The 21,831-nt window shown below is 73.1% G+C and carries 18 protein-coding genes; 5 read left to right on the forward strand and 13 right to left on the reverse strand.

What is annotated here, in order from left to right:
* Window positions 1-105: 105 nt before the first annotated feature.
* From ACFYST_RS09545 to rsmH, 10 genes are all read right to left on the reverse strand, one after another.
* Window positions 106-879 (reverse strand): cell division protein FtsQ/DivIB, encoded by a 774-nt coding sequence (locus ACFYST_RS09545; protein WP_387861134.1) that lies wholly within the window; start codon window positions 877-879, stop codon window positions 106-108.
* Entirely contained in the window at window positions 872-1,978 is a 1,107-nt protein-coding gene (murG, locus tag ACFYST_RS09550; RefSeq protein WP_387643796.1) for an undecaprenyldiphospho-muramoylpentapeptide beta-N-acetylglucosaminyltransferase, read from the reverse strand. The genes ACFYST_RS09545 and murG overlap by 8 nt, the downstream gene beginning before the upstream one ends.
* 6 nt (window positions 1,979-1,984) lie before the next feature.
* Window positions 1,985-3,361, reverse strand: a complete 1,377-nt coding sequence (gene ftsW / locus ACFYST_RS09555) for a putative lipid II flippase FtsW (RefSeq protein WP_387643793.1) — start codon at window positions 3,359-3,361, stop codon at window positions 1,985-1,987.
* A gap of 74 nt (window positions 3,362-3,435) precedes the next feature.
* Window positions 3,436-4,872, reverse strand: coding sequence for a UDP-N-acetylmuramoyl-L-alanine--D-glutamate ligase (gene murD, locus ACFYST_RS09560; protein WP_387861136.1), 1,437 nt, complete (start codon window positions 4,870-4,872; stop codon window positions 3,436-3,438).
* Window positions 4,857-5,918, reverse strand: coding sequence for a phospho-N-acetylmuramoyl-pentapeptide-transferase (gene mraY / locus ACFYST_RS09565; protein WP_387643787.1), 1,062 nt, complete (start codon window positions 5,916-5,918; stop codon window positions 4,857-4,859). The genes murD and mraY overlap by 16 nt, the downstream gene beginning before the upstream one ends.
* Entirely contained in the window at window positions 5,915-7,318 is a 1,404-nt protein-coding gene (murF, locus tag ACFYST_RS09570) for a UDP-N-acetylmuramoyl-tripeptide--D-alanyl-D-alanine ligase (RefSeq protein ID WP_387861138.1), read from the reverse strand. The genes mraY and murF overlap by 4 nt, the downstream gene beginning before the upstream one ends.
* On the reverse strand, window positions 7,315-8,967 hold the full coding sequence (locus ACFYST_RS09575) for a UDP-N-acetylmuramoyl-L-alanyl-D-glutamate--2,6-diaminopimelate ligase (protein ID WP_387861140.1): 1,653 nt from the start codon (window positions 8,965-8,967) through the stop codon (window positions 7,315-7,317). Before ACFYST_RS09575 ends, murF begins: the two co-directional genes overlap by 4 nt.
* 1 nt (window position 8,968) lies before the next feature.
* Window positions 8,969-11,104: a peptidoglycan D,D-transpeptidase FtsI family protein gene (locus ACFYST_RS09580; protein ID WP_387643780.1), complete on the reverse strand. Its 2,136-nt coding sequence runs from the start codon at window positions 11,102-11,104 to the stop codon at window positions 8,969-8,971.
* Window positions 11,101-11,553, reverse strand: coding sequence for a septum formation initiator family protein (locus ACFYST_RS09585; protein ID WP_387861142.1), 453 nt, complete (start codon window positions 11,551-11,553; stop codon window positions 11,101-11,103). The genes ACFYST_RS09580 and ACFYST_RS09585 overlap by 4 nt, the downstream gene beginning before the upstream one ends.
* Window positions 11,554-11,679: 126 nt before the next feature.
* Complete coding sequence (rsmH, locus tag ACFYST_RS09590; RefSeq protein ID WP_387643775.1) at window positions 11,680-12,648, reverse strand: 16S rRNA (cytosine(1402)-N(4))-methyltransferase RsmH; 969 nt, start codon at window positions 12,646-12,648, stop codon at window positions 11,680-11,682.
* Window positions 12,649-13,130: 482 nt separating this feature from the next.
* Between rsmH and ACFYST_RS09595 the strand changes: the two genes are divergently transcribed.
* The 4 genes from ACFYST_RS09595 to ACFYST_RS09610 all read left to right on the forward strand — a co-directional run bounded on the left by ACFYST_RS09595 (window position 13,131) and on the right by ACFYST_RS09610 (window position 18,570).
* Entirely contained in the window at window positions 13,131-13,646 is a 516-nt protein-coding gene (locus tag ACFYST_RS09595) for a beta-class carbonic anhydrase (protein ID WP_387643772.1), read from the forward strand.
* 169 nt (window positions 13,647-13,815) lie between these two features.
* A complete protein-coding gene (locus ACFYST_RS09600) occupies window positions 13,816-14,826 on the forward strand; it encodes an AAA family ATPase (RefSeq protein ID WP_387861563.1) in 1,011 nt (336 codons plus the stop codon).
* A 1-nt stretch (window position 14,827) separates the two neighbouring features.
* Window positions 14,828-16,147 carry a DUF58 domain-containing protein gene (locus tag ACFYST_RS09605; RefSeq protein ID WP_387643766.1) on the forward strand — a complete coding sequence of 440 codons (1,320 nt, stop codon included), beginning with the start codon at window positions 14,828-14,830 and terminating at the stop codon, window positions 16,145-16,147.
* On the forward strand, window positions 16,144-18,570 hold the full coding sequence (locus ACFYST_RS09610; protein ID WP_387861144.1) for a transglutaminaseTgpA domain-containing protein: 2,427 nt from the start codon (window positions 16,144-16,146) through the stop codon (window positions 18,568-18,570). Before ACFYST_RS09605 ends, ACFYST_RS09610 begins: the two co-directional genes overlap by 4 nt.
* 82 nt (window positions 18,571-18,652) lie before the next feature.
* Here the strand turns inward: ACFYST_RS09610 and ACFYST_RS09615 are convergent, their stop codons facing one another.
* From ACFYST_RS09615 to ACFYST_RS09625, 3 genes are all read right to left on the reverse strand, one after another.
* Window positions 18,653-19,030 carry a DUF3040 domain-containing protein gene (locus ACFYST_RS09615; RefSeq protein WP_387643760.1) on the reverse strand — a complete coding sequence of 126 codons (378 nt, stop codon included), beginning with the start codon at window positions 19,028-19,030 and terminating at the stop codon, window positions 18,653-18,655.
* Window positions 19,031-19,270: 240 nt separating this feature from the next.
* Window positions 19,271-20,023 (reverse strand): methyltransferase domain-containing protein, encoded by a 753-nt coding sequence (locus tag ACFYST_RS09620; RefSeq protein WP_387643758.1) that lies wholly within the window; start codon window positions 20,021-20,023, stop codon window positions 19,271-19,273.
* 94 nt (window positions 20,024-20,117) lie between these two features.
* Window positions 20,118-20,618 (reverse strand): SAV_6107 family HEPN domain-containing protein, encoded by a 501-nt coding sequence (locus ACFYST_RS09625; protein ID WP_387861146.1) that lies wholly within the window; start codon window positions 20,616-20,618, stop codon window positions 20,118-20,120.
* 444 nt (window positions 20,619-21,062) lie between these two features.
* Between ACFYST_RS09625 and ACFYST_RS09630 the strand changes: the two genes are divergently transcribed.
* Window positions 21,063-21,773 carry a DUF4126 domain-containing protein gene (locus ACFYST_RS09630; protein WP_387861148.1) on the forward strand — a complete coding sequence of 237 codons (711 nt, stop codon included), beginning with the start codon at window positions 21,063-21,065 and terminating at the stop codon, window positions 21,771-21,773.
* The last annotated feature ends 58 nt before the right edge of the window (window positions 21,774-21,831 follow it).

Here is a 21,831-nt window from a genome sequence, read left to right on the forward strand (position 1 = left end):
AGCCTATGTGATCATCGACCCCCCGGTGAAACCGGGGTGACCACCAAGGGTCGGACCGGAGCCTCGGCTCCGTCAATACCTCCCCCGGGCAATGAACTTACCGGATCAGCCGGACACCGCCGGAGCATCCGGCGCACTCACGTCGTAATTCGACGCCTTCCGGCCGAGCAGGGCCGTCAACACCCGTGCCTTGCGGGCGGTGTCCTCCGCGCTGCCCCAGCGAACCGTTGCGCCGGAGGCGAGTTGGAGGCGGATGTCGTCGTACGAATAGACCGTGAGCGAACCGGCCTGCTTCGCCACCTCCGACGGGAGGCCGGCGGCCACCGTGATCGCCGAACGGACCAGCGTGGGGCGGTCGATGACGGCCAGTGCGTCGTTGGCCGGCTGGCCGAGTTCGAGCGCCACCAGCGGTACGCCGCTCGGCGGCTGCGGCTCGGTGGCGAATTCCACACCCAGCGCGTCGACCTGGACGAACCGGCCGTCCTCGGCACGGATCGCCGCCACCGGTTGACGTTCCGTCACCTTCACCCGCAGCGTGTGCGGCCAGCCGCGCCACACCTCGACCCGGGCCACCCGGGGCACCTTGCCCACCAGTTGCTCGGCCCGGCCCAGGTCCACCCGGGCCAGCGGGCCGCGGGCGGTGGAGCCGAGCGCCCGCTCCACCTCGTCCTGGCTCAACTTACCGGAGTCCAGGCCCTGGACGGCCACCCGGCGGACCTCCAGCGCGGAGGAGAAGAACACCGTCCAGCCGAGCGCGCCGAGCACCAGGGCGCCGAGCACCGCCAGCACCAGCACGCCCCTGCGGGACAGTCGGAGCCGGGGCGGACGGGCCTCGTCGCCGTCCTCCCCGAACTCCTCCTCGTAGTCCTCGTCAGCCACGGCGGCGGCCGCCGCGGCCGGCCTCGATCGCCTCGTACACCATCTGCACCAGCAGGTCGTCGGCGTCCCGGCGGCCGAACTCGGCGGCGGAGCGCGACATCTCCCACAGCTTCGCCGGGTCGGTGAGCACCGGCAGCACGTTCTTCAGGACCCAGTCCGTGGTCAGGTCGGCGTCGTCCACCAGCAGGCCACCGCCGGCCTTCACCATCGGCTGGGCGTTCAGCCGCTGCTCGCCGTTGCCGATCGGCAACGGCACGAACGCGGCCGGCAGGCCGACCGCGGCCAGCTCGGCCACCGTCATCGCGCCGGCCCGGCAGAGCATCATGTCGGCCGCCGCGTACGCCAGGTCCATCCGGTCCACGTACGGCACCGCGCGGTACGGCGGCATGCCCGGGATGTCGTCGATGGTCGGCAGCTCGTTCTTCGGGCCGACCGCGTGCAGGATCTGCACGCCGTACTGCTGGAGCCGGGGCGCGATCGCCTGCACCGTCTCGTTCAGCCGGCGGGCGCCCTGCGAGCCGCCGGACACCAGCAGGGTGGGCAGGCGCTGGTCCAGGCCGAAGTAGTGCCGGGCCTCCGCGCGCACCGTGCCGCGGTCCAGGGTGGCGATGGTGCGGCGCAGCGGGATGCCGATGTAGCGGGAGTCGCGCAGCTTGGAGTCCGGGGTGGAGACCGCCACGAAGTCGCTGTAGCGGGCGCCGATCTTGTTGGCCAGGCCCGGACGGGCGTTCGCCTCGTGCACCACGATCGGCACCCCGGCGCGCTTGGCGGCCAGGTAGGCGGGCATCGCCACGTAGCCGCCGAAGCCGACCACCGCGTCGGCGTTGACCCGCTCGATGACCTCCTGGGCGGCCCGCACGGTGCCGCGCAGCCGGCCCGGGACGGTGATCAGCTCGGGGGTGGGCTTACGGGGCAGCGGCACCGCCGGGATCAGCGCCAGCTCGTAGCCGCGCTCCGGGACCAGCCGGGTCTCCAGGCCGCGCTCGGTGCCGAGGGCGGTGATTCCGACGGACGGGTCGTGCCTGCGCAGCGCGTCCGCGAGCGCCATGGCCGGCTCGATGTGGCCGGCGGTCCCGCCGCCGGCGAGTACGACATGCACCGAAATTCACCGCTCCCTGCGCGTTGGCCCGGGGACCTTCCGCGCTGTGGTTTTCCTACCTGGCACCACCCGGTCCAGGACGGACCCGAACCGGGAGTTGGCCCCTTTACGCCATCGGCGGGGCCGGGCAGCCAGCGCTGCCTTCGCCGCCGGGGTGCTGCGCGCGAAGCACAGCAGCAGCCCGATGGCGCACATGGCCGACAGCATCGCGGAACCACCGTACGAGAACAGCGGCAGCGGGACGCCCGCGATGGGCAGGAGTCCCAGCGCCGACCCCAGGTTGACCACGGCCTGAGCCATGATCCACGTGGTGGCGGCGCCCGCCGCGTACCGGACGAACGGGTCCGTGGTGCTGAGAGCCACACGGATACCCGCGTAGCCTAGTGCCGCGAAGAGCGCGAGCACGGACAGCGTCCCCACCAGGCCGAGCTCCTCGCCGGTCGCCGCGAAGATGAAGTCGGTGTGCGCCTCCGGGAGTTGCCCCCATTTCTCGACGCCCGCACCCAGTCCGGATCCGAACGGCCCGCCGGCGGCCAGCGCGTACAGTCCGTGCAGTGCCTGGAAGCAGTCCAGGTTGGGGTCCGGCTTGGTGACGCCGACGCAGGCCAGCCGGCCCAGGCGGTGCGGCACCGTGATGATCAGCGCGGTGCACGCGACCACCGCGATGCCCAGGGTGGCCGCGAACAGCCGCAGCGGCGCGCCGACCATCCAGAGCAGGCCGAACAGCATCGCGACCAGCACCATCGTGGTGCCCATGTCGCCGCCCAGCATGATCAGCATCATCAGCACGACGGTGCCGGGCACCAGCGGGACCAGCAGGTGCTTCCACTGGTTGAGCATGTGGGTGCGCTGCTTGCGGGCCAGCAGGTCGGCCGCCCACAGCAGCAGCGCGAGCTTGGCGAACTCGGACGGCTGGATCTGGAAGAAGCCCAGGCTGATCCAGTTCCGGTTGCCGTTGATCCGCACCCCGATGCCCGGGATCGCCACCAGCACCAGCGCGGCCACCACCCCGAACAGCAGCGGGTACACGGCGGTGCGCAGCACCTTCACCGGCGCCCGGGTGAGCGCGACGGCGATCGCCCCGCCCAGCAGCACGGCGATCAGCTGCTTGCGGAAGAAGAACGTCATCGGCAGCCCGAAGTCCACCACCACGCTCTGCGAGGCGGAGAACACCATCACCAGCCCGAGCACCACCAGCAGCGCCGCCGAACCCAGGATCAGGTAGTAGGGCGTCAACGGACGGGCCATCAAGTACCCGAACCGCTCACGCGCTGCGCGCACCCGCGCGACGGGTCCTGCGGACTTGAAGGTGGTCGTGGTCGCCGAGACCAGTCGCAGACGCGGCTGCTTCTCGCTGGGCGGCACGTCCGTCTCCTTCATCATTTCGGGGCCACTGGACAGGGGCGCGTGGGGGCACCTCCCGGCCCGCTAGGGCTGAGAGGTGCCCCCACACGTCCCTAGATGCTTCGAACCGCCGCCGCGAACATGTCCCCGCGCTCACCGTAGTTGGTGAACATGTCCATCGACGCGCAGGCGGGTGCGAGCAGGACGGTGTCGCCCTTCTGCGCGGCGGCGGCCGCCACGCGGACGATCTCGGCCATCGCCTCGGCGCCAGTCTTCCCGGGCGCGGGTTCGAACACCGGGACTTCCGGGGCGTGTCGCGCCAGCGCCTCGCGGATCAGCTGCCGGTCCTGGCCGATCAGCACGGCGGCCCGCAGCCGGGGGGCCGCGTCGGCGACCAGCTGGTCGAACGTCGCGCCCTTGGCGAGGCCGCCGGCGATCCACACCACGGGGCGGTAGGCGGCCAGCGAGGCGGCCGTCGCGTGGGTGTTGGTGGCCTTGGAGTCGTCCACGTAGGTCACGCCGTCGACCTCGGCGACGTGCGCGATGCGGTGGGCGTCGGGCCGGAAGGCGCGCAGCCCGTCGCGGACGGCCTTGGCGTCCACGCCGTACGCCCGGGCGAGCGCGGCGGCGGCGAGCGCGTTGGCGATGTTGTGCGGCGCCGGCGGGTGGATGTCGGCGACGGCGCCGATCTCCGCGGCGGCCCGGTCCCGGTCGGCGACGAAGGCGCGGTCGACCAGCAGGCCGTCCACGACGCCGAGGTTGGAGATGCTGGGGGCGTCGAGGCCGAAGCCGATCGCGCGGCAGCCCTCCTCGACGTCGGCCTCGCGGACCAGTGCCTCGGTGGCGGGGTCGGCGAGGTTGTAGACGCAGGCGACCTGGTTGCCCTGGTAGATCCGGCCCTTGTCGGCGGCGTAGGCCTCCATCGAGCCGTGCCAGTCGAGGTGGTCGGGGGCCAGGTTGAGCACCGCGCCGGAGTGGACGCGCAGCGAGGGCGCCCAGTGCAGCTGGTAGCTGGAGAGTTCGACGGCGAGGACGTCGTAGGGCTCCTCGGCGAGGACCGCGTCCAGCACCGAGACGCCCACGTTGCCGACGGCGGCGGTGCGCTTGCCGGCGGCGGTGAGGATGGACGCCAGCATCTGGACGGTGGTGGTCTTGCCGTTGGTGCCGGTGACGGCCAGCCAGGGGGCCGGCTCGCCGGTGGCGGGGTGTGGGGTGCGCAGCCGCCAGGCGAGTTCGACGTCGCCCCAGACCGGGACGCCGGCCTGCTCGGCGGCGCCGAACAGCGGGCTGTCGGGGGCCCAGCCCGGCGAGGTGACGATCAGCCGGGTGCCCTCGGGCAGGGTGGTGCCGTCGCCGAGGCGGACGGCGATGCCCTGTTCGGTGAGGGCGGCGGCCTTGGCGTCCAGCGCGGGGCCGGTGCCGCCGTCCACGACGGTGACGTGCGCGCCGAGCCCGTGCAGGACTCGGGCGGCGCTGACCCCGGAGAGGCCGAGTCCCGCGACGACGACCGGCAGGCCGGCCCACTCCGGGTTGATCATCCGGTCACCCATCCCGCGTAGAAGAGTCCGAGTCCGACGGCGACGCACAGGCCCTGGATGATCCAGAACCGGACCACGATCAGGACTTCGCTCCAGCCCTTGAGTTCGAAGTGGTGCTGGAGTGGCGCCATCTTGAAAACGCGCTTGCCGGTCATCCGGAACGAGCCGACCTGGATGATCACCGAAAGGGTGATGATCACGAACAGGCCGCCGAGGACGGCGAGCAGCAGCTCGGTGCGGGAGACGATGGCCAGACCGGCCAGGGCGCCGCCGAGGGCGAGCGAGCCGGTGTCACCCATGAAGATCTTCGCGGGCGAGGTGTTCCACCACAGGAAGCCGAAGCAGGAACCCATCAGGGCGGCGGCGACCACGGCGAGGTCCAGCGGGTCGCGGACCTCGAAGCAGGACGCGGTGGCCTTGATCGCGTAGGCGCAGTTCTGGGTGTGCTCCCACAGGCCGATGAAGGTGTAGGCGCCGAAGACCATCACCGAGGCGCCGGTGGCGAGGCCGTCCAGACCGTCCGTCAGGTTCACGCCGTTCGACATCGCGGCGATCATGAAGTAGGCGAAGAGGACGAACAGCACCGGGCCGACGGCCCACTTGAAGTCCTGCGCGAACGACAGGTGCGTGGACGCCGGGGTCAGGCCGCGGCTGTCGCTGAACTGGAGCGCCAGGATGGCGAAGGCGAGCGCCACGAAGGACTGGCCGAGCAGCTTCGCCTTGGCCCGCAGGCCCAGCGAACGGCGCTTGACCACCTTGATGTAGTCGTCCAGGAAGCCGACCAGGCCCAGGCCGGTGGTCAGGAACAGCACCAGCAGGCCGGAGGCAGTGGGCGACTCGCCCGTTATCGCCTTAGTCGCGAAGTAGGCGATCAGGGTGGCCAGGATGAAGGCAATGCCGCCCATGGTGGGCGTGCCCTTCTTGCTGTGGTGCGCCTTGGGGCCGTCGTCACGGATGTACTGGCCGTACCCGTGCTTGGCGAGCAGCTTGATCAGGGCGGGGGTGCCGAGCAGCGTCAGCACCAGGCCGATCAGGCCGGAGAAGAGGATCTGCTTCACTTCGCGGCACCGTCCGCGAGCAGTGCCTCGGCGACCTTCTCGAGGCCGACCGAACGGGATGCCTTCACCAGGACCACGTCCCCCGGCCGCACCTGACTGCGCAGCAGCTCGATCGCCGCGTCCGCGTCGGACACCAGCACCGACTCCTCACCCCACGAACCTTCGTTTCTCGCGCCCAGTTCCATCCGGGCCGCCTCGCGTCCGCCGACCGCCACCAGCTTGGTGATGTCGAGCCGGACGGCGAGCCGTCCGATGGCGTCGTGCTCGTCGAAGCTGTCCTCGCCGAGCTCCCGCATCTCACCGAGCACCGCCCAGGTGCGGCGGCGCTCCGGGCCCTTGCCCGCCATCGTCGCCAGTGCCCGCAGCGCGGCCCGCATGGACTCCGGGTTCGCATTGTAGGCGTCGTTGACGACGGTCAGGCCATCGGCCCGGTCGACCACCTCCATGCGCCAACGGGACAGCGCACCGGCTTCGCCGAGTGCCTCGGCGACGCGGTCGACGGGCATCCCGAGCTCCACCGCCACCGCAGCGGCGGCGAGGGCGTTCGAGACGTGGTGCTCACCGTACAGGCGCAGCTGCACGGGTGCGGAACCGGCCGGGGTGCTGAGCGTGAACTGTGGCCGCCCGGTGGCGTCCAGGCGAACATCGGTGGCACGGATGTGTGCGTCCGAGGATTCGCCGAACAGCACGACGCGGGCCTTGGTGCGGCTGCTCATGGCACGCACCAGCGGGTCGTCGGCGTTCAGCACGGCGACGCCGTCGGCCGACAGCGCCTCCACCATCTCGCCCTTGGCCTCGGCGATGCCCTGCTTGGAGCCGAACTCGCCGACGTGCGCGGTGCCGATGTTCAGCACCAGGCCGACGGTGGGCGGGGTGATGCCGGTCAGGTACTCGATGTCGCCCTTGTGTCGGGCGCCCATCTCCATCACCAGGTGACGGGTGGTCGGAGTGATCCGCAGGGCCGTCAGCGGGTGGCCGATCTCGTTGTTGGCGTTGCCGGTGGCGTACACCGTCTCACCGGCAACGGACAGCACCTGGGCGATCAGGTCCTTGGTGGAGGTCTTGCCGGAGGATCCGGTAAGGCCCACCAGCGCGGCCTGCGGGGCGCGGGCGACCACGGCGCGGGCGAGCCGGCCGAGCGCGACGACCACGTCGTCGACCAGGATCGCGGGCACGCCGACCGGGCGGGTGGCGAGCACCGCGACCGCGCCGTCGGCGACCGCCTTGGCGGCGAAGTCGTGGCCGTCGACGCGTTCGCCGAGCACGCACACGAACAGGCCGCCGGGCTCGATCTTCCGGTTGTCGGTGACCACCGCGCCGGTGATCAGCGCGTCCGGGTCGGCCGCGTCCAGGGTGCCGTCGACCGCCTTCGCGGCCTCGGCCAGGGAAAGTGCGATCACCGGTCTGCCTCCATCAACTGCTCCATCGCGACCCGCAGTACCTCGCGGTCGTCGAACGGGCGGACCTCGCCCTTCACGTACTGCCCGAGCTCGTGGCCCTTGCCCGCCACCAGGACGGTGTCCCCGGCGTGCGCCCGGGCGACGGCCAGCGCGATCGCCTCGGCGCGGTCGGGGACGGCGAGCACCTCGGCGCGCTCGTCCTCGGGCACCTCGGCGGCGCCGCTCAGCATGGTGGCGAGGATCGCCAGCGCGTCCTCGGAACGCGGGTTGTCGCTGGTGAGGACGGCGGTGTCGGCGAGCCGGGCGGCGATCGCCCCCATCGGGGCGCGCTTGTACGGGTCGCGGTCGCCGCCGCAGCCGACGACGACGTGCAGCCGGCCCTTGGTGACCTCGCGCAGCGAGGCGAGCACGGCGCTGAGCGCGTCCGGCTTGTGCGCGTAGTCGACCACGGCGACGTACGCCTGCCCGGCGTCGACCTTCTCCAGCCGGCCGGGCACGCCCGGGACCTGGGCCACCCCGGCGACCGCGGCGTCCAGCTCGATGCCGGCGGTGACCAGCGCGGTGATCGCGCCGAGCGCGTTGGAGACGTTGAACGGGCCGGGGAGCGGCACCGAGGCCTCGGCGCGGGCGCCGTCCGGGCCGAGCACGGTGAAGGTGGAGCCGGCCGGGCCGAGCTGGACGTCGACGGCGCGCCAGTCGGCTGCCGGGTCGCCCGCGGCGGAGAACGTCACCATCGGGATCCGGGCCTCGCCGGCCAGCCGGCGGCCGTAGGAGTCGTCGCGGTTGGCGACGCCGAGCCGGGCCTTGCCGGGCTCGAACAGCCGGGCCTTGGCCCGGTAGTAGTCCTCCATGTCGGGGTGGAAGTCGAGGTGTTCCGGCGTCAGGTTGTTGAACAGCGCGACGTCGTAGGCCACGCCGTCGGTGCGGCCGTACACCAGCGCGTGGCTGGAGACCTCCATGACCACCGAGTCGGCGCCGGACTCGTTCATCACGGCGAGCACCGCGTGCAGGTCGGTGGCCTCGGGGGTGGTGCGCTCGGACTTGATCCGCTCGGTGCCGACCCGCATCTCGACGGTGCCGATCACGCCGGGCAGCCGGCCGGCCCCGCGCAGGCCGCCCTCGACCAGGTACGAGGTGGTGGTCTTGCCGTTGGTGCCGGTCAGGCCGATCATCAGCATCCGCTCGGCGGCGGCCCCGTAGACCGCCGCGGCGAGCTCGCCCATCACCGCTCGCGGGCTGTCCACCACCAGCAGCGGCACGCCCGCGCCGGCGGCCAGCTCCGCGCCGGCGGCGTCGGTGAGCACCGCGACCGCGCCGGACGCCACCGCACCGGCGGCGAACGCCGCACCGTGGTGGTTGGCGCCGGGGAAGGCGACGTACACGTCGCCCGGACGCACCGCCCGGGAGTCGTGGGTGATGCCGGTGACGGCGGGCCCGTCAACGGTCGGCAGCCCGAGCAACCGGGCCGCCTCGGCGAGGGGCAGCGCCGCGGCGCGGCTCGGACGAGGGGGACTCGCGGAGATTTGATCGGATTTCGGCACGGCCGGAAGGCTATCGGCCCCATGCCCCCCTGGGCCAAACCGGGCCCCGGTCGTGACGCTGCTCACATCGCGCTCGGCGCGCCGCGAAGTGTCGGGGGTGTCGCTCATCTCAGGGCTTCCAGTCGACGGGCAGGTTCGGCGCCTCGCTGCCGCTCGGCGGAACCTGGAGGGTCTTGAGGGTGAACTCCATCACCTGCTTGAACACGGGCCCGCACAGCTGCCCGCCGAAGTGCCCGTTGACCGGGTGCTGGATGACGCAGGAAACCGTCACCCGGGGCTGGTCGGCGGGCGCGAAGCCGATGAAGGAGGCGGTGTACCCGGAGTACTTGCCGGTCTTCGGGTCCACCCGGTCGGCGGTGCCGGTCTTTCCGGCCACCCGGTAGCCCGGGATCTGCGCCTTGTTGCCGGTGCCCTGCTCGTCGGTGACGACGGACTCCAGCATCTCGGTCAGCGTCTTCGCGGTCGCTTCCGTCACCACCCGGCTCTGCGCCCCGGCCGGCGCGGGCGTGAACCGCCCGTCCGGGCCGGTGGTGCCGGCCAGCAGACTGGGCGCGACCCGTACGCCGCCGTTGGCGATGGTGGAGAACACCGAGGTGGCCTGCAGGGCGTTCACCGAGAGGCCCTGGCCGAACGGGATGGTGTACTGCTGCGAGCCGTTCCAGTCCTCCGGCTTGGCCAGGATGCCGCGGGTCTCCCCGGGGAATCCCAGCCCGGTGGGCTTGCCGATGCCGAACTTGTCGAGGTACCCGGCGAGCACCTTGTTGGACTCGGCTTGGGTGGCGCCCAGGTGTTCGGCGGCCTCGATGGTGCCGATGTTGGACGACTTGGCGAGCACGCCGGCCAGCGTCAGGTACCAGGTCTCGTGGTCGATGTCGTCGTGGAACACCCGGTCGGAGCGCTGCAGGGTGTTCGGCACGGTGACGTGGGTGTCCCAGTTCGCCGAGCCGGTGTCCAGCACCGCGGCCATGGTCATCAGCTTCGCGGTGGAGCCCGGCTCGTAGGCGTCCTGCAGGGCCGGGTTGCCGAGCTGGTCGGCGCGGGCCGAGGACAGGTCGTTCGGGTTGAAGCCCGGGGATGACGCCATCGCCAGCACCTGACCGGTCTTCACGTCCTGGACGATCACATAGCCCTTCTCCGCACCGGAGTTGGACACCTGGTCGGTGATGGCACGCTGCGCCGCCCACTGGATGTCCGGGTTCACCGTCAGCCGCAGGTCGTTGCCGGGCACCGCGTCCTGCCGGCTGCCGCCGGCGGTGGCGACCCGGCGGCCCCCGGCCGAGGCGTAGGTGGAGTAGCCGTCCTCGCCGGCCAGCTGTTGCTGGTACTGGAGTTCCAGGCCGCCGGTGCCGGTGCCCTCGGCGTTGACGAAGCCGACCAGGTTGGCGGCCAGGCCGTTCGCCGGGTAGCTGCGCTTGGTCGACTGCTCCCAGAACACCCCGGCCAGCGGGTTCACGCAGGCGTTGTCGAGGAACTGCCGGCCGCCCTTCTCGGCGGGCTTGCCGAGCAGTTCGCGCTGGCCCCGGCAGTTGGCCGTGTCGGTCTGCCTGGCCAGCGAGGACTTCAGGTCGGCGATCTGCGCCTTGGCCTGCGGGGTCTGACGGGAGGTCAGCAGGGCGTACTGGCTCTTCGGGTTCTTCGCGTTCGGGTGCAGCGAGCCCGCCAGCTTCTCCTTCGACACGCCGAGGATCGGCGCGAGCAGCCCCGCGGCCTGCTCCGGGGCGTCCGGAAGGTGGGTCGCCTCGGGGGTGAACATGGTCGGGTCGGCGGTGATGTCGTACGCGTCCACGGTGGTGGCCAGCACGGTGCCGTCGGCGGCGGTGATCGAGCCGCGCTCGGCGGGCAGCTTCACCCGCACGTACTTGTTGGCGCCCGCGCCGGCCGCCAGCGCGTCGGAGTCCAGCAGCTGGAGCTGCACCAGCCGGCCCGCGAAGATCGCGAACACCAGGCCCAGACTGACCGTCACCAGCCGCAGCCGGCGCTTCGGATCGGCCAGCTTGATGGCCCGCGGGGCGGACGCCGGGCGGCGGCCCGGGGCGGGGCGGCGGACGTCGGGGCGCGGCCGGGGCCGGGCGGCGGGCCGGCGCTCCCCGTCGGACGGCCGCGGGCGGGCCGGACGGGCCGGGCGCGGCGGGGCGCCGTCGGCGGAACGGCGCGGCTCGCCGACCCGGCGGCGGGGCGCGGCGGGGCGGCCGCCGGCCGGCGGGGTGCGGCGCGGGCGGTCGGCGTCGCCTGGCGGACGGCTCACCGCTGGGCCCCGGCCGGGGCACTGGCGGGCGGCGCGGGGGCCAGCTCGATGCCCGGGTCGCCGGAGCTCGGCGCCGCCGAGGGCGACGGCGAGCCGGAGGCGCCGCCGGGGCGCTGCCAGGGATCGGAACTGCTGCGCGGCACCGGCGGGCTGTCCTCGGCGGCCTTGGGCTTGCCGGTGACGCTGCCGTCGGCGCCGAGGAAGACCGGGGCGCCGCCGGGGACCATGCCGAGCTCGCGGGCGCGCTGCTCCAGCGCGTCGGGCGCGGACTGGGCGGCGATCTCCTGCTGGAGGGACTGCTGCTGGTCGGTGGCCTCGGTGGTCTGCTTCTTCAGCCGGGACATCGTGAACGAGCCCTCGTTGAGGGCGGTGTTGAGCATCAGCAGGCCGAGCAGCCCGGCCGACAGCAGAGTCACCACCAGCACCGCGAACGGGGCGCGCCCCCGCATCGAGCGCGCCCCGGGCCGGACGGTGATCCGTGCCCTGCCCCCCTGCCCGGGGACGCGCCCCCGGGTCCGCTCGCCGGCCACCGGCACCGCTCCACTCCCCTTCGTTCCGCTGCTCCCGGCGGCTGGCTACCTCCGGGTCTCCCTGATCCTCTCCGCCACGCGCAGCCGAACGGGTGCGGCGCGCCGGTTCTCCTCGATCTCCTCCTCGGTCGCCAGTTCGGCTCCTCGGGTGAGCAACTTCAGCCAGGGCTGGAGCTCCTCGGGGATCACCGGCAGGCCCGGCGGGGCGGTCGAGGTGGCCCCGGCCTGGAGGTATTGCTTGACCAGACGGTCCTCCAAGGACTGGTAGGACATCACGACGATCCGACCGCCCATCGCGAGGGCGTCCAGTGCGCCGGGAATGGCCCGGTCCAGCACCTCCAGTTCGCCGTTGACCTCGATCCGCAGCGCCTGGAAGGTCCGCTTGGCCGGGTTGCCGCCGGTCCGCCGGGTGGCGGCCGGAATGGCATTCCGCACCAACTCCACCAGACGAGCACTGGTGGTGAACGGTTCCTTCTCGCGTTCCCGCAGCACCGCGGAGGCGATCTTCCCGGCGAACCGCTCCTCGCCGTACACCTTCAGGATCCGGGCCAGGTCGCCGTGGCTGTAGGTGTTGAGGACCTCGGCGGCGGAGATGCCGCGGGTCTGGTCCATCCGCATGTCCAGCGGCGCGTCCTGGGCGTAGGCGAAGCCGCGGTCGGCCTCGTCCAGCTGCATCGAGGACACGCCGAGGTCGAACAGCACGCCCTGCACAGCGGGGATGCCGAGGTCGGCCAGCACCTGCGGGATCTCGTCGTAGACCGCGTGCACCAGGGTGGCGCGCTCGCCGAAGCGGGCCAGCCGCTCGCCGGACAGCTTCAGTGCCTGCGGGTCGCGGTCCACGGCGACCAGCCGGACCTCGGGGAAGCGGGTCAGCAGTGCCTCGCTGTGGCCGCCCAGGCCCAGGGTGGCGTCCACCACCACGGCGCCGGGCGCGGAGATCGCCGGGGCGAGCGCGTCCAGGCAGCGCTCCAGCATCACCGGAATGTGCCGGGGGTTGGGGCTGTCGGTACTCATACGGGGGCGGGGCCCTTCCTCAGGTGCAGGTGTGGCCCCGCCATTCTCGCCTACCGGCCCGCCGGTTCCGCACGCCACCCGTGGTCCCCGCCCGCTCGCTCGGGGGAAGGAGCGACCGCCCGGCGCCGGGGAAGGTGCGCCAGGTGGGCACGGAGCGGGAGGAGGCCGCGGGCTGCGTACGGGCCGGTGGGCCCGGTGCGGAGAGCGGCCGGGCGCCCGGTTGCCGGGTGCCTTCCGCCGTGCTCCACTGCGCCGCCAGACTATCGCCCACGCCTCGCCAGTCAACGCTCCGCGACGGCGCACCACCCGCCCGGCCGTATCGGTTTGCGCAGGTCGGGCCCGTACTGAGGGCCCCCGACCGGACGGGGCGCGGAACGCTCCGGGTGCGCCGGTCGAACCGGGTCGAAGCCGTCCGAAGAGGGCTGGTAAAGGCTTTCGCAGGTGGGCCCCGCCGCCCGCGCGACCCCACTACCGTCGTCGCCATGGCACCTGCTCCCGGCACCGACCGGCCGTCCGAGACCGACCGCTTCGTGGCAGCCAACCGCTCCTACGCCGAGACCTTCCGGGACGGCGGCATGGACGCCCGTCCGGTGCGCAAGGTCGCCGTGGTGGCGTGCATGGACGCCCGGCTCGACCTGTTCGCCGCACTCGGCCTGGAACTCGGTGACGCCCACATCATCCGCAACGCGGGTGGCGTGGTCACCGACGACACCATCCGTTCCCTGACCATCAGCCAGCGCGCCCTGGGCACCCGCACGGTGGTGCTGATCCACCACACCGGCTGCGGACTGCTCGGCCTGACCGAGGACTTCCGGCACGAACTCGAGCGCGAGGTCGGCCAGCGCCCACAGTGGGCGGTGGAGGCCTTCAGCGATCTGGACGGCGACGTCCGCCAGTCCATGCAGCGGGTACGGACCTCGCCGTTCCTGCCGCACCGCGACGACGTGCGCGGATTCGTCTTCGACGTGCACACCGGGCTGCTCCGCGAAATCCGCTGAAACCGTTCGGCCCGCACCCTCGTCCCAAACCGGGACAGCCTTCGCGAGTCGCCCGGCCGGGTGACTTCTGGCCGGGGGACAGGGAAGAATGCGCCAAGTATTCGGGGTGGGCGGAGGTCGAACCAGCCGCCCGGTGACTGCTGCACATGGGAGCGTACGGGTGACGACCATCAACGGGCAGGGCTCGGAGCAGCCGACGGCGGACCGGCACGAGCGCCGGGAGCCTGCCGGGCTGGCGGAGTTGACGGCGGTGGTCGACCGGGTCCGGGCGTCCGTCGAGAGCGTGATCGAGGGCAAGCCCGAGGCGGTCCGGATCGCGCTGACCGTGCTGCTCGCCGAGGGCCACCTGCTGCTGGAGGACGTGCCCGGCGTCGGCAAGACCATGCTCGCCAAGGCGCTGGCCCGCTCGGTGGACTGCACGGTCCGCCGGATCCAGTTCACCCCGGACCTGCTGCCGTCCGACGTCACCGGCACCAACGTCTTCGACCAGTACCAGCGGGACTTCGAGTTCCGGCCCGGCGCGATCTTCGCGCAGATCGTGGTCGGCGACGAGATCAACCGGGCCTCGCCGAAGACCCAGTCGGCGCTGCTGGAGTCGATGGAGGAGCGTCAGGTCACCATCGACGGCACCTCCTACGAGCTGCCCTCGCCGTTCATGGTGATCGCCACCCAGAACCCGGTCGAGATGGAGGGCACCTACGCCCTGCCGGAGGCCCAGCGCGACCGCTTCATGGCCCGCATCTCGATCGGCTACCCGAGCCCCGAGGCCGAGTACGCGATGCTCGACCTGCACTCGGCCGCCAATCCGCTGGACAAGCTGCAGCCGGTCGCGCACGCCTCCGACCTGCTCAAGCTGATCAACGTGGTCAAGGGCGTGTACGTCTCCGACCCGGTCCGCCGGTACGCCGTCGACCTGGTCGCCGCCACCCGCAACACCCCCGAGCTGCGGCTCGGCGCCTCCCCCCGGGCCACCCTGCACCTGGTCCGCGCGGCCCGCGCGCACGCCGCCCTGGACGGCCGCGACTACGTGCTGCCGGACGACATCCAGGCGCTGGCCGTGCCGGTGCTGGCGCACCGTCTGCTGCCCACCTCGGAGACCCAGCTGAGCCGCCGCACCGTGGAGAACGTGGTGCTCGACCTGGTGTCCCGACTGCCGCTCCCGCGTCCGCAGGGCCGCTGAGGTGGCGGGCCCCACCCGGCCCTCCGGGCTGCGCGCCGCCCTGAGCGGGCTCACCACCCGCGGGCGTTCCTTCCTGGCCGCGGGCCTGACCGCCGCGCTCTGCGCGTACCTGTTCGGGCAGAGCGCGCTGTTCCAGGTCGGCGTGCTGCTCGCGATGCTGCCGCTGGCCTCCGCGCTGCTGCTGGTGCGCACCCGTTACCGGGTCGCCTCCGGCCGCCGGCTCAGCCCGCAGCGTGCGGCGGCCGGGCAGGAGGCCCGGGTGCACCTGCGGCTGGACAACATCTCCCGGGTGCCCACCGGCCTGCTGCTGCTGGAGGACAAGGTCCCGTACGTGCTGGGGCCCCGTCCGCGCTTCGTGCTGGACCGGGTCGAGCCGCGCGGCTTCCGCGAGGTGTCCTACCGGGTCCGCTCCGACCTGCGCGGCCGCTACCCGCTCGGCCCGCTGCAGCTGCGGCTGTCCGACCCGTTCGGGATGTGCGAGCTGACCCGCGCGTTCAGCGCCGCCGATGTGCTCACCGTGGTCCCGCAGGTCCAGGACCTGCCGCCGGTGCGGCTGCCCGGTGAGTCCGCCGGGCAGGGCGAGTCCAACACGCACACGCTGGCGCTGGCCGGCGACGACGACGTGATCCCGCGCGAGTACCGGCACGGCGACGACCTGCGCCGGGTGCACTGGAAGTCCACCGCCCGCTACGGCGAGCTGATGGTCCGCCGGGAGGAGCAGCCGCTCAGGGCCCGCGCCACCGTGCTGCTGGACACCCGGGAGATCGCGCACCGCGGCTCCGGCCCGGCCTCCTCGTTCGAATGGGCGGTGTCCTGCGCGGCCTCGGTCACCGTCGACCTGGTGCAGCGCGGCTACCAGACCCGGCTGCTCACCGACACCGGCCGGGCCCACCCGCAGCAGGGCGCCTCCGCCACCACCGCCGCCGAGAGCGTCGGCGTGCTGCTGGACGCCCTCGCCGTGGTCGAGCACTCCGACGGCACCGGCCTGGCCCGCGCCGAGGAGGTGCTGCGGCTGGGCGGCGAGGGCCTGCTGGTGGCGATCGTCGGCGACCTCGACGACGAGCAGATCGAGCGCCTGTCCCGGCTGCGCCGCCGCGTGGGCGGCGCGGTCGCCCTGCTGCTGGACACCGGCACCTGGGCGGGCCTGCGGCACCTCTTCCCGGACGCATCCGACGAGCAGACCGACTCGGCGGTCGGCCGGCTGCGCGCGGCCGGCTGGACCGTCCTCCCGGTGCGGGCCGGCGACTCGCTGCCCGCGCTGTGGCGGGCCGCCGACCGCACCCAGAACTCCGTTCCCTACCGAGACGAGGTCGGCGCGTGACCACCCGGGCCAAGTTGACGCTCTGCGCTGCCTTGGCGACCGCCCTGGCGGCGCTGTCCCTGTCCCCGCTGTTCAAGGACTCCTTCGCACTGGCCCCGCACGGCCTGCTGATGATCGTCGCCGCGGCCGCCGTCGGCTCCGGCCTGCGCGCCCTGCCGCTGCCCCGGGCCCTGGTGCTGCCGCTCCAGCTGCTCGCGGTGCTGTACGTGCTGATGCTGTCCACCGTGCAGTCCGCGATGAGCTTCGGCGTGCTGCCCGGCCCGGGCGCGCTGGACGCCGTCTCCACGCTGCTGGCCTCCGGCGGAAGCGACATCCAGGAGTACGCGATCCCCGCCCCGACCACCGACGGCCTGCGGCTGGTCGTGGTCGGCTCGGTCACCCTGGTCGCCGTCCTGGTCGACGCCCTGGCCGTCACCTACCGCCGGGCCGCCGCCGCGGGCCTGCCGCTGCTGGCCCTGTACTCGGTGGGCTGCGGCCTGGCCGACTCGCCCGGCGGCATGTGGCTGTGGTTCCTGTTCGCCGCGGCCGGCTACCTGGTCCTGCTGTACACCGAGGGTCAGGACCGGCTCACCCGCTGGGGCCGGGTCTTCCACGGCACCGGCCGCTCCGCCGTGGCGATGTCCAACGGCGGCCGCCGGGTCGGTCTGATCGCGCTGGCCGCCGCCGTCCTGCTGCCGGCCCTCGCGCCCGCGACCGGCGCCGGGCTGTTCAGCGGCTTCGGCGGCCAGGGCAACGGCAACGGGAGCGGCACCGGGGCGGGCGACGAACGCTCGCTCAACCTGGTGGTCGCCCTCACCGCCAACCTGCGCGCCAACGACGACACCGAACTGCTGCGCTTCTCCACCAACGCCACCGACGCCGACCAGCTCTACCTGCGGGTCGCCGCGCTCAGCGAGTTCGACGGCGCGGAGTGGAAGGCCGGCGAGCAGTCCGCCGAGCCGCTGCCGACCACGCTGCCCCAGCCCGAGGGCCAGGGCCCCGGCATCTCCAACACCACGGTCAACACCAACATCAAGATCTCCGACCGGCTCGGCACCACCTGGCTGCCGATGCCGTACCCGGTGTCCTGGATGGAACTGCCGTCCACCAGCAACTGGCGCTTCGACAAGACCTCCCGCACCGTGGCCGCCGTCAACGGCCAGAAGACCAACGGTCTGTCGTACAAGGTCGGCTCGTACAGCGTCGCCGCCGACGCCACCCAACTGCGCGCGGCCGCCCCGCCGCCCGAGGACATCACCCGGCGCTACCTGGGGCTGCCGAACAACCTGCCCTCCGTGGTCGGCGAGACCGCCAAGAAGATCACCCAGGGCGCCGACAACCCGTACGACAAGGCCGTCGCCCTCCAGCAGTACTTCACCAAGGGCGACTTCACCTACAACACCAAGATCGAACCGCGTACCGGGCCGGACGCCATCGCCAAGTTCCTCCAGGACAAGGAGGGCTTCTGCGTGCACTTCGCCGCCACCATGGCCGCGATGTCCCGCGAGCTCGGCATCCCCTCCCGGGTCGCCATCGGCTTCACCCCCGGCACCGGCGACGCCTCCAACCGGATCGTACGCAGCTCCAACTACCACGCGTGGCCCGAGCTGTACTTCTCCGGCCTCGGCTGGATGCGCTTCGAGCCCACCCCCGGCCGGGGCACCGTCCCGCTGTACTCGCTCCCGAAGACCTCCAACTCGGCCCAGCCCAGCACCCAGCCCAGCGCCTCCGCGTCCGCCGACCAGCCCTCCGCCGGGCCGTCCGCGTCCAGCTCCTGCGGCACGCAGCAGCAGCACCGGATCGGCGACTGCGCCGACGAGGCCGTGCTTGCCGAGCACCGGACCACCAGCACCCCGTGGTGGCAGACCTGGCCCGCCCTGCTCGCCGCGGCCGGCCTGCTCCTGCTGCTCGTCCTGGCGGCCACGCCCATGGTGCTGCGGCGACGGCTCCGCAAGCGCCGCCTCGGCGTCGGACGGCACGCGCCCGGCGCCGACGGGCCCCGGCTCAGCGACGAGCAGGTGCTCGCCGCCTGGGCCGAACTCGTCGACTCCGCCTGGGACCTGGGCCTGCCCCCGGACGAGGCACGCACTCCCCGGAACGCCGCCCGCCGGCTCGCCGAGGACGCCCACCTCGCCCCCGCCGCCGCCGAGGCCGCCGGCCGGGTCGCGCTCGCCACCGAACGCGTCATGTACGCCCGCGAGTCCGACCCGTCCCCGCAACTCGGCAGCGATGTCCACACCGTCCGTACGGGCCTGCTCACCCAGGCCACCCGCCGCCGGCGGCTGCGCGCCCTGCTGCTGCCCGCCTCCACCGTCCGTTTCTGGTGGCGCACCCAGGACCGCGTGGCCGCCCTCCGCGAACGCACCGCCGAACGCACGGCCAGGGTCCGCGCAGCGGTCCGCGACCGGCTGCCCCGGCCGTTCCGGCGGGCGCCGAAGGACTGACCGCCCCGGCAGTGCAAAAAGAGATCCGCCCGAGGAGGAAAACTCCCTCCTCGGGCGGATCTCTGTATTGGTTCCGGTTGCGCTACAGCCCGCTCTGCTCATCGCGGCGCCGCTGCCAGCGCTGTTCCATTCGGTCCACGACACCGGTCTTCCGGCGAGGCGCTGCCGCCTGCCGTGGACCGTGTCCGGCCGGGCCTCGACGCCACGCGGTGACCGCGAGGACCGCACAGCCCAGCATTACCAGGAACCCGACCACGCTGACCCAGATGACCTGCGCGACCAGGCCGCCCATGAGCAGCGCGATGCCCGCCACGAACCCCGCCGCGGCCAGGTAGACCCGCCGACGGGTGTAGGTGCGCAGGCCGGTTCCCTCAAGCGCTGACGCGAACTTGGGATCTTCGGCGTACAGCGCTCGCTCCATCTGCTCGAGCAGTCGCTGCTCGTGCTCCGAGAGCGGCACGGAGTCCTCCTACTCGTCGGTCGCGGGGCGACCGGTCCGCCACCCCTGGCTCGGGCCTGTGTGGTCCATATGCCCCACCGGTCTGGCCGTCATGCTTACCGGCTTTACCCAGATCATACGGTCCACCGGCCCTGTTCGGCGTGGTCAATCAGGCGTGGGTCGGGCCACTGCGACGCAGGGCCCGCACCTCTGCAACGAGCGGACCCGCAACTTGGTGCCCCGGTACGCGTCTCCGGGCGGTCAGACCGCTTCGGCGAGCAGGTGGAGCTGAGTGGCGACAGCGTGGAAGGCGGGCTGCTCGGCGGCGGCCAGCTCCAGCTTGAGCAGGGCGTCGAACGCGCCGGGCTCGGTGTCGACCAGGACGCCGGGGACCAGGTCGGCGAAGACCCGGACACCGTGCACCGAGGTGACCTTCAGGCCGGCGTCGGTGGCGAGGGTGCCGAGCTGGTCGCCGGTGAAGCGGCGGGGCATCGGGTCTCCGGCACCCCAGCGGCCGTCGGGGGCGTCCAGCACGGCGCGGGCGTCGGCGAACTGGCCGGCCACCGCGCGGGCCAGCACGGCACCGTTGCGGTTGGCGGCGAGCAGGCTGACCAGACCGCCCTTGCCGAGCGTGCCGACCAGGTTGCCGAGCGCCTCGGCCGGGTCGTCGACGACCTCCAGCACGCCGTGGCAGAGCACCGCGTCGACCGAGCCGGCCGGAACCAGCTCGGGCAGCGTCTGGGTGTCTCCCTGAACGGCGCGCACCAGGTCGGTGACCCCGGCCTCGGCGGCCCGCCGTTCCAGGGCGAACAGCGCGTCGGGGCTGGGGTCGACCACGGTGACCCGGTGGCCCAGCCGGGCCACCGGCACGGCGAAGTTGCCGGTGCCGCCGCCGGTGTCGACGACCTCCAGGACCGGCCGTCCGAGCTCGGCGGAGCGCCGCTCCAGCGCCGACCGCAGCACCTCCCACACCACGGCGGTACGCAGCGCACTGCGGGGACGAGTCGGATACAAGGCGGCACCCCTCATAGGCAGGACTTCCACGGCGGGAACGCCCTCACCCTATCCGGCCGGAGAGGGCGCCTCCGGTACGGCGCCGGTGCCGGGCTCAGGGGTGCACGGCCAGGATCCGCTCCACGATGCGCAGGTAGAGGGCGGTGTTGCGGATCAGGTCGTCCGCGTCGCGCTCCCCGGCGGCACCGGCGATGCCGGCCTCGGCGGCGGCGCGGCGACGGGCGCCGGCAGCGAAGTAGGCGGCCCACTCGGTGAGTTCGGGAGCGACCTCGGACAGCAGCTCCCAGGCCGGACGGATCGCGTGCCGGCGGCGCGGGCTGCGCTCCGGACGGCCGCGGACCGCGAGCACGGCGGCGGTGGCGCGCAGCGCGGCGAGATGGGCGGTGGCGTAGCGCTCCAGCGGATCCTGCCGGCCGCGGGCGTGCACCAGGGTGCGGTGCGCGTGCCGGAGCAGTTCGAGCGCGGCCGGCGAGGCGGGAACCCGCCGCAGCACCGGGTGGACGTCGGCTCCGCGCGCGGCGGGCAGGGTGGGCTGGTCGACGGTGGGTTGATCGACGGCAGGGCGGGCGACAGGCTCAGGACGGCTGATGGTCATGGGTCTCCCCCGTTCACTCCGGACCTTGCCCGGGCCGGTCGGCCCGGTCATGCATCCATCGTGAACGGGGGGTCTGACAACTCCGGACCGTTCGTGCCCGGCCGGTCGTCCCCACGGCCGCTCCCCCGGTCGAAGCCGGGCTCCGCCGCCCCGTGTCGGCGGTGCCCGGCCCCGTCGGGCGGCCGTTTGGTCGCGCCCAGGGCCTGTGGTGCGGGCCAGCTGTCCCCCGTTGACGGTGGCCTGCCCCGGGCGCTTCGGGCGGCTCACCCGGCGGCGGCCTTCCCGTTGCCCACTACTGTGCCGTCGCGGCGTCACAGCGGGAACCCGCCCGAGTACTCAACCGGTGATCTGAGTACGCGTACTCAGACACCCCCGGCGGTCGGCGGGGGCGGGTACGGTGGGCCGGATTTCCGCCCGAGAGCCGGGCGGGCGAAGGGGGCCGTGGTGGGAGCCGTTCCGCTGATCTTCACCAGTGGCTGGGCGAGCGGGATCAACGCCTACGCCGTGGTGCTGCTGCTGGGCCTGTTCGGCCGCTTCGGCGGCGCCGAGACGGTACCGCCGGTGCTGGAACGCACCGACGTGCTGATCGCCGCCGCCGCGCTCTTCCTCTGCGAGGCCGTGCTGGACAAGATCCCCTACGTCGACAGCGTCTGGGACGTCCTGCACACCTTCGTCCGCCCCGTCGCCGGCGCCACCGTCGGCGCCCTGATGGCGGCCCACGACCCCGGCTCCCTCGGCGAAGTCGCCGCCGGCGCGATCGGCGGAACGACGGCCCTGCTCAGCCACGGCGTCAAGGCGGGCCTGCGAATGGCCGTGAACACCTCCCCGGAACCCGCCACCAACATCCTGGTCAGCCTCGCCGAAGACCTCTCCGTGGCGGGCCTGGTGACCCTCGCGGTCTTCCACCCCTGGCTCGCCGCCTCGGCGGCGGCGGTCCTGCTGCTGCTCGGCGTGCTGCTGGTGTGGTTCGCGGTGTCCCGGATCCGACGCTTCTGGCTGCGCCGCAAGGAGCGCCGGCAGGCGAAGGCAAGGGTGCGAAACCAGGGAGAGCGCAACGAGGGGCCGCGTGGGGGCACCTCCCAGCCCGCCAGGGCTGGGGGAGAACTGCGCGAGGCGGAAGGCACCCGGCAGCAAGATCGCGACCCCGCACAGTGACCTGAACGTGGACGCGCCCTCGCAGGCGGGCACTCCCCGGCAGCGCCACGTGAAGGCC

This window comes from Kitasatospora sp. NPDC004614, from assembly GCF_042873675.1.
Lineage (GTDB): Bacteria > Actinomycetota > Actinomycetes > Streptomycetales > Streptomycetaceae > Kitasatospora.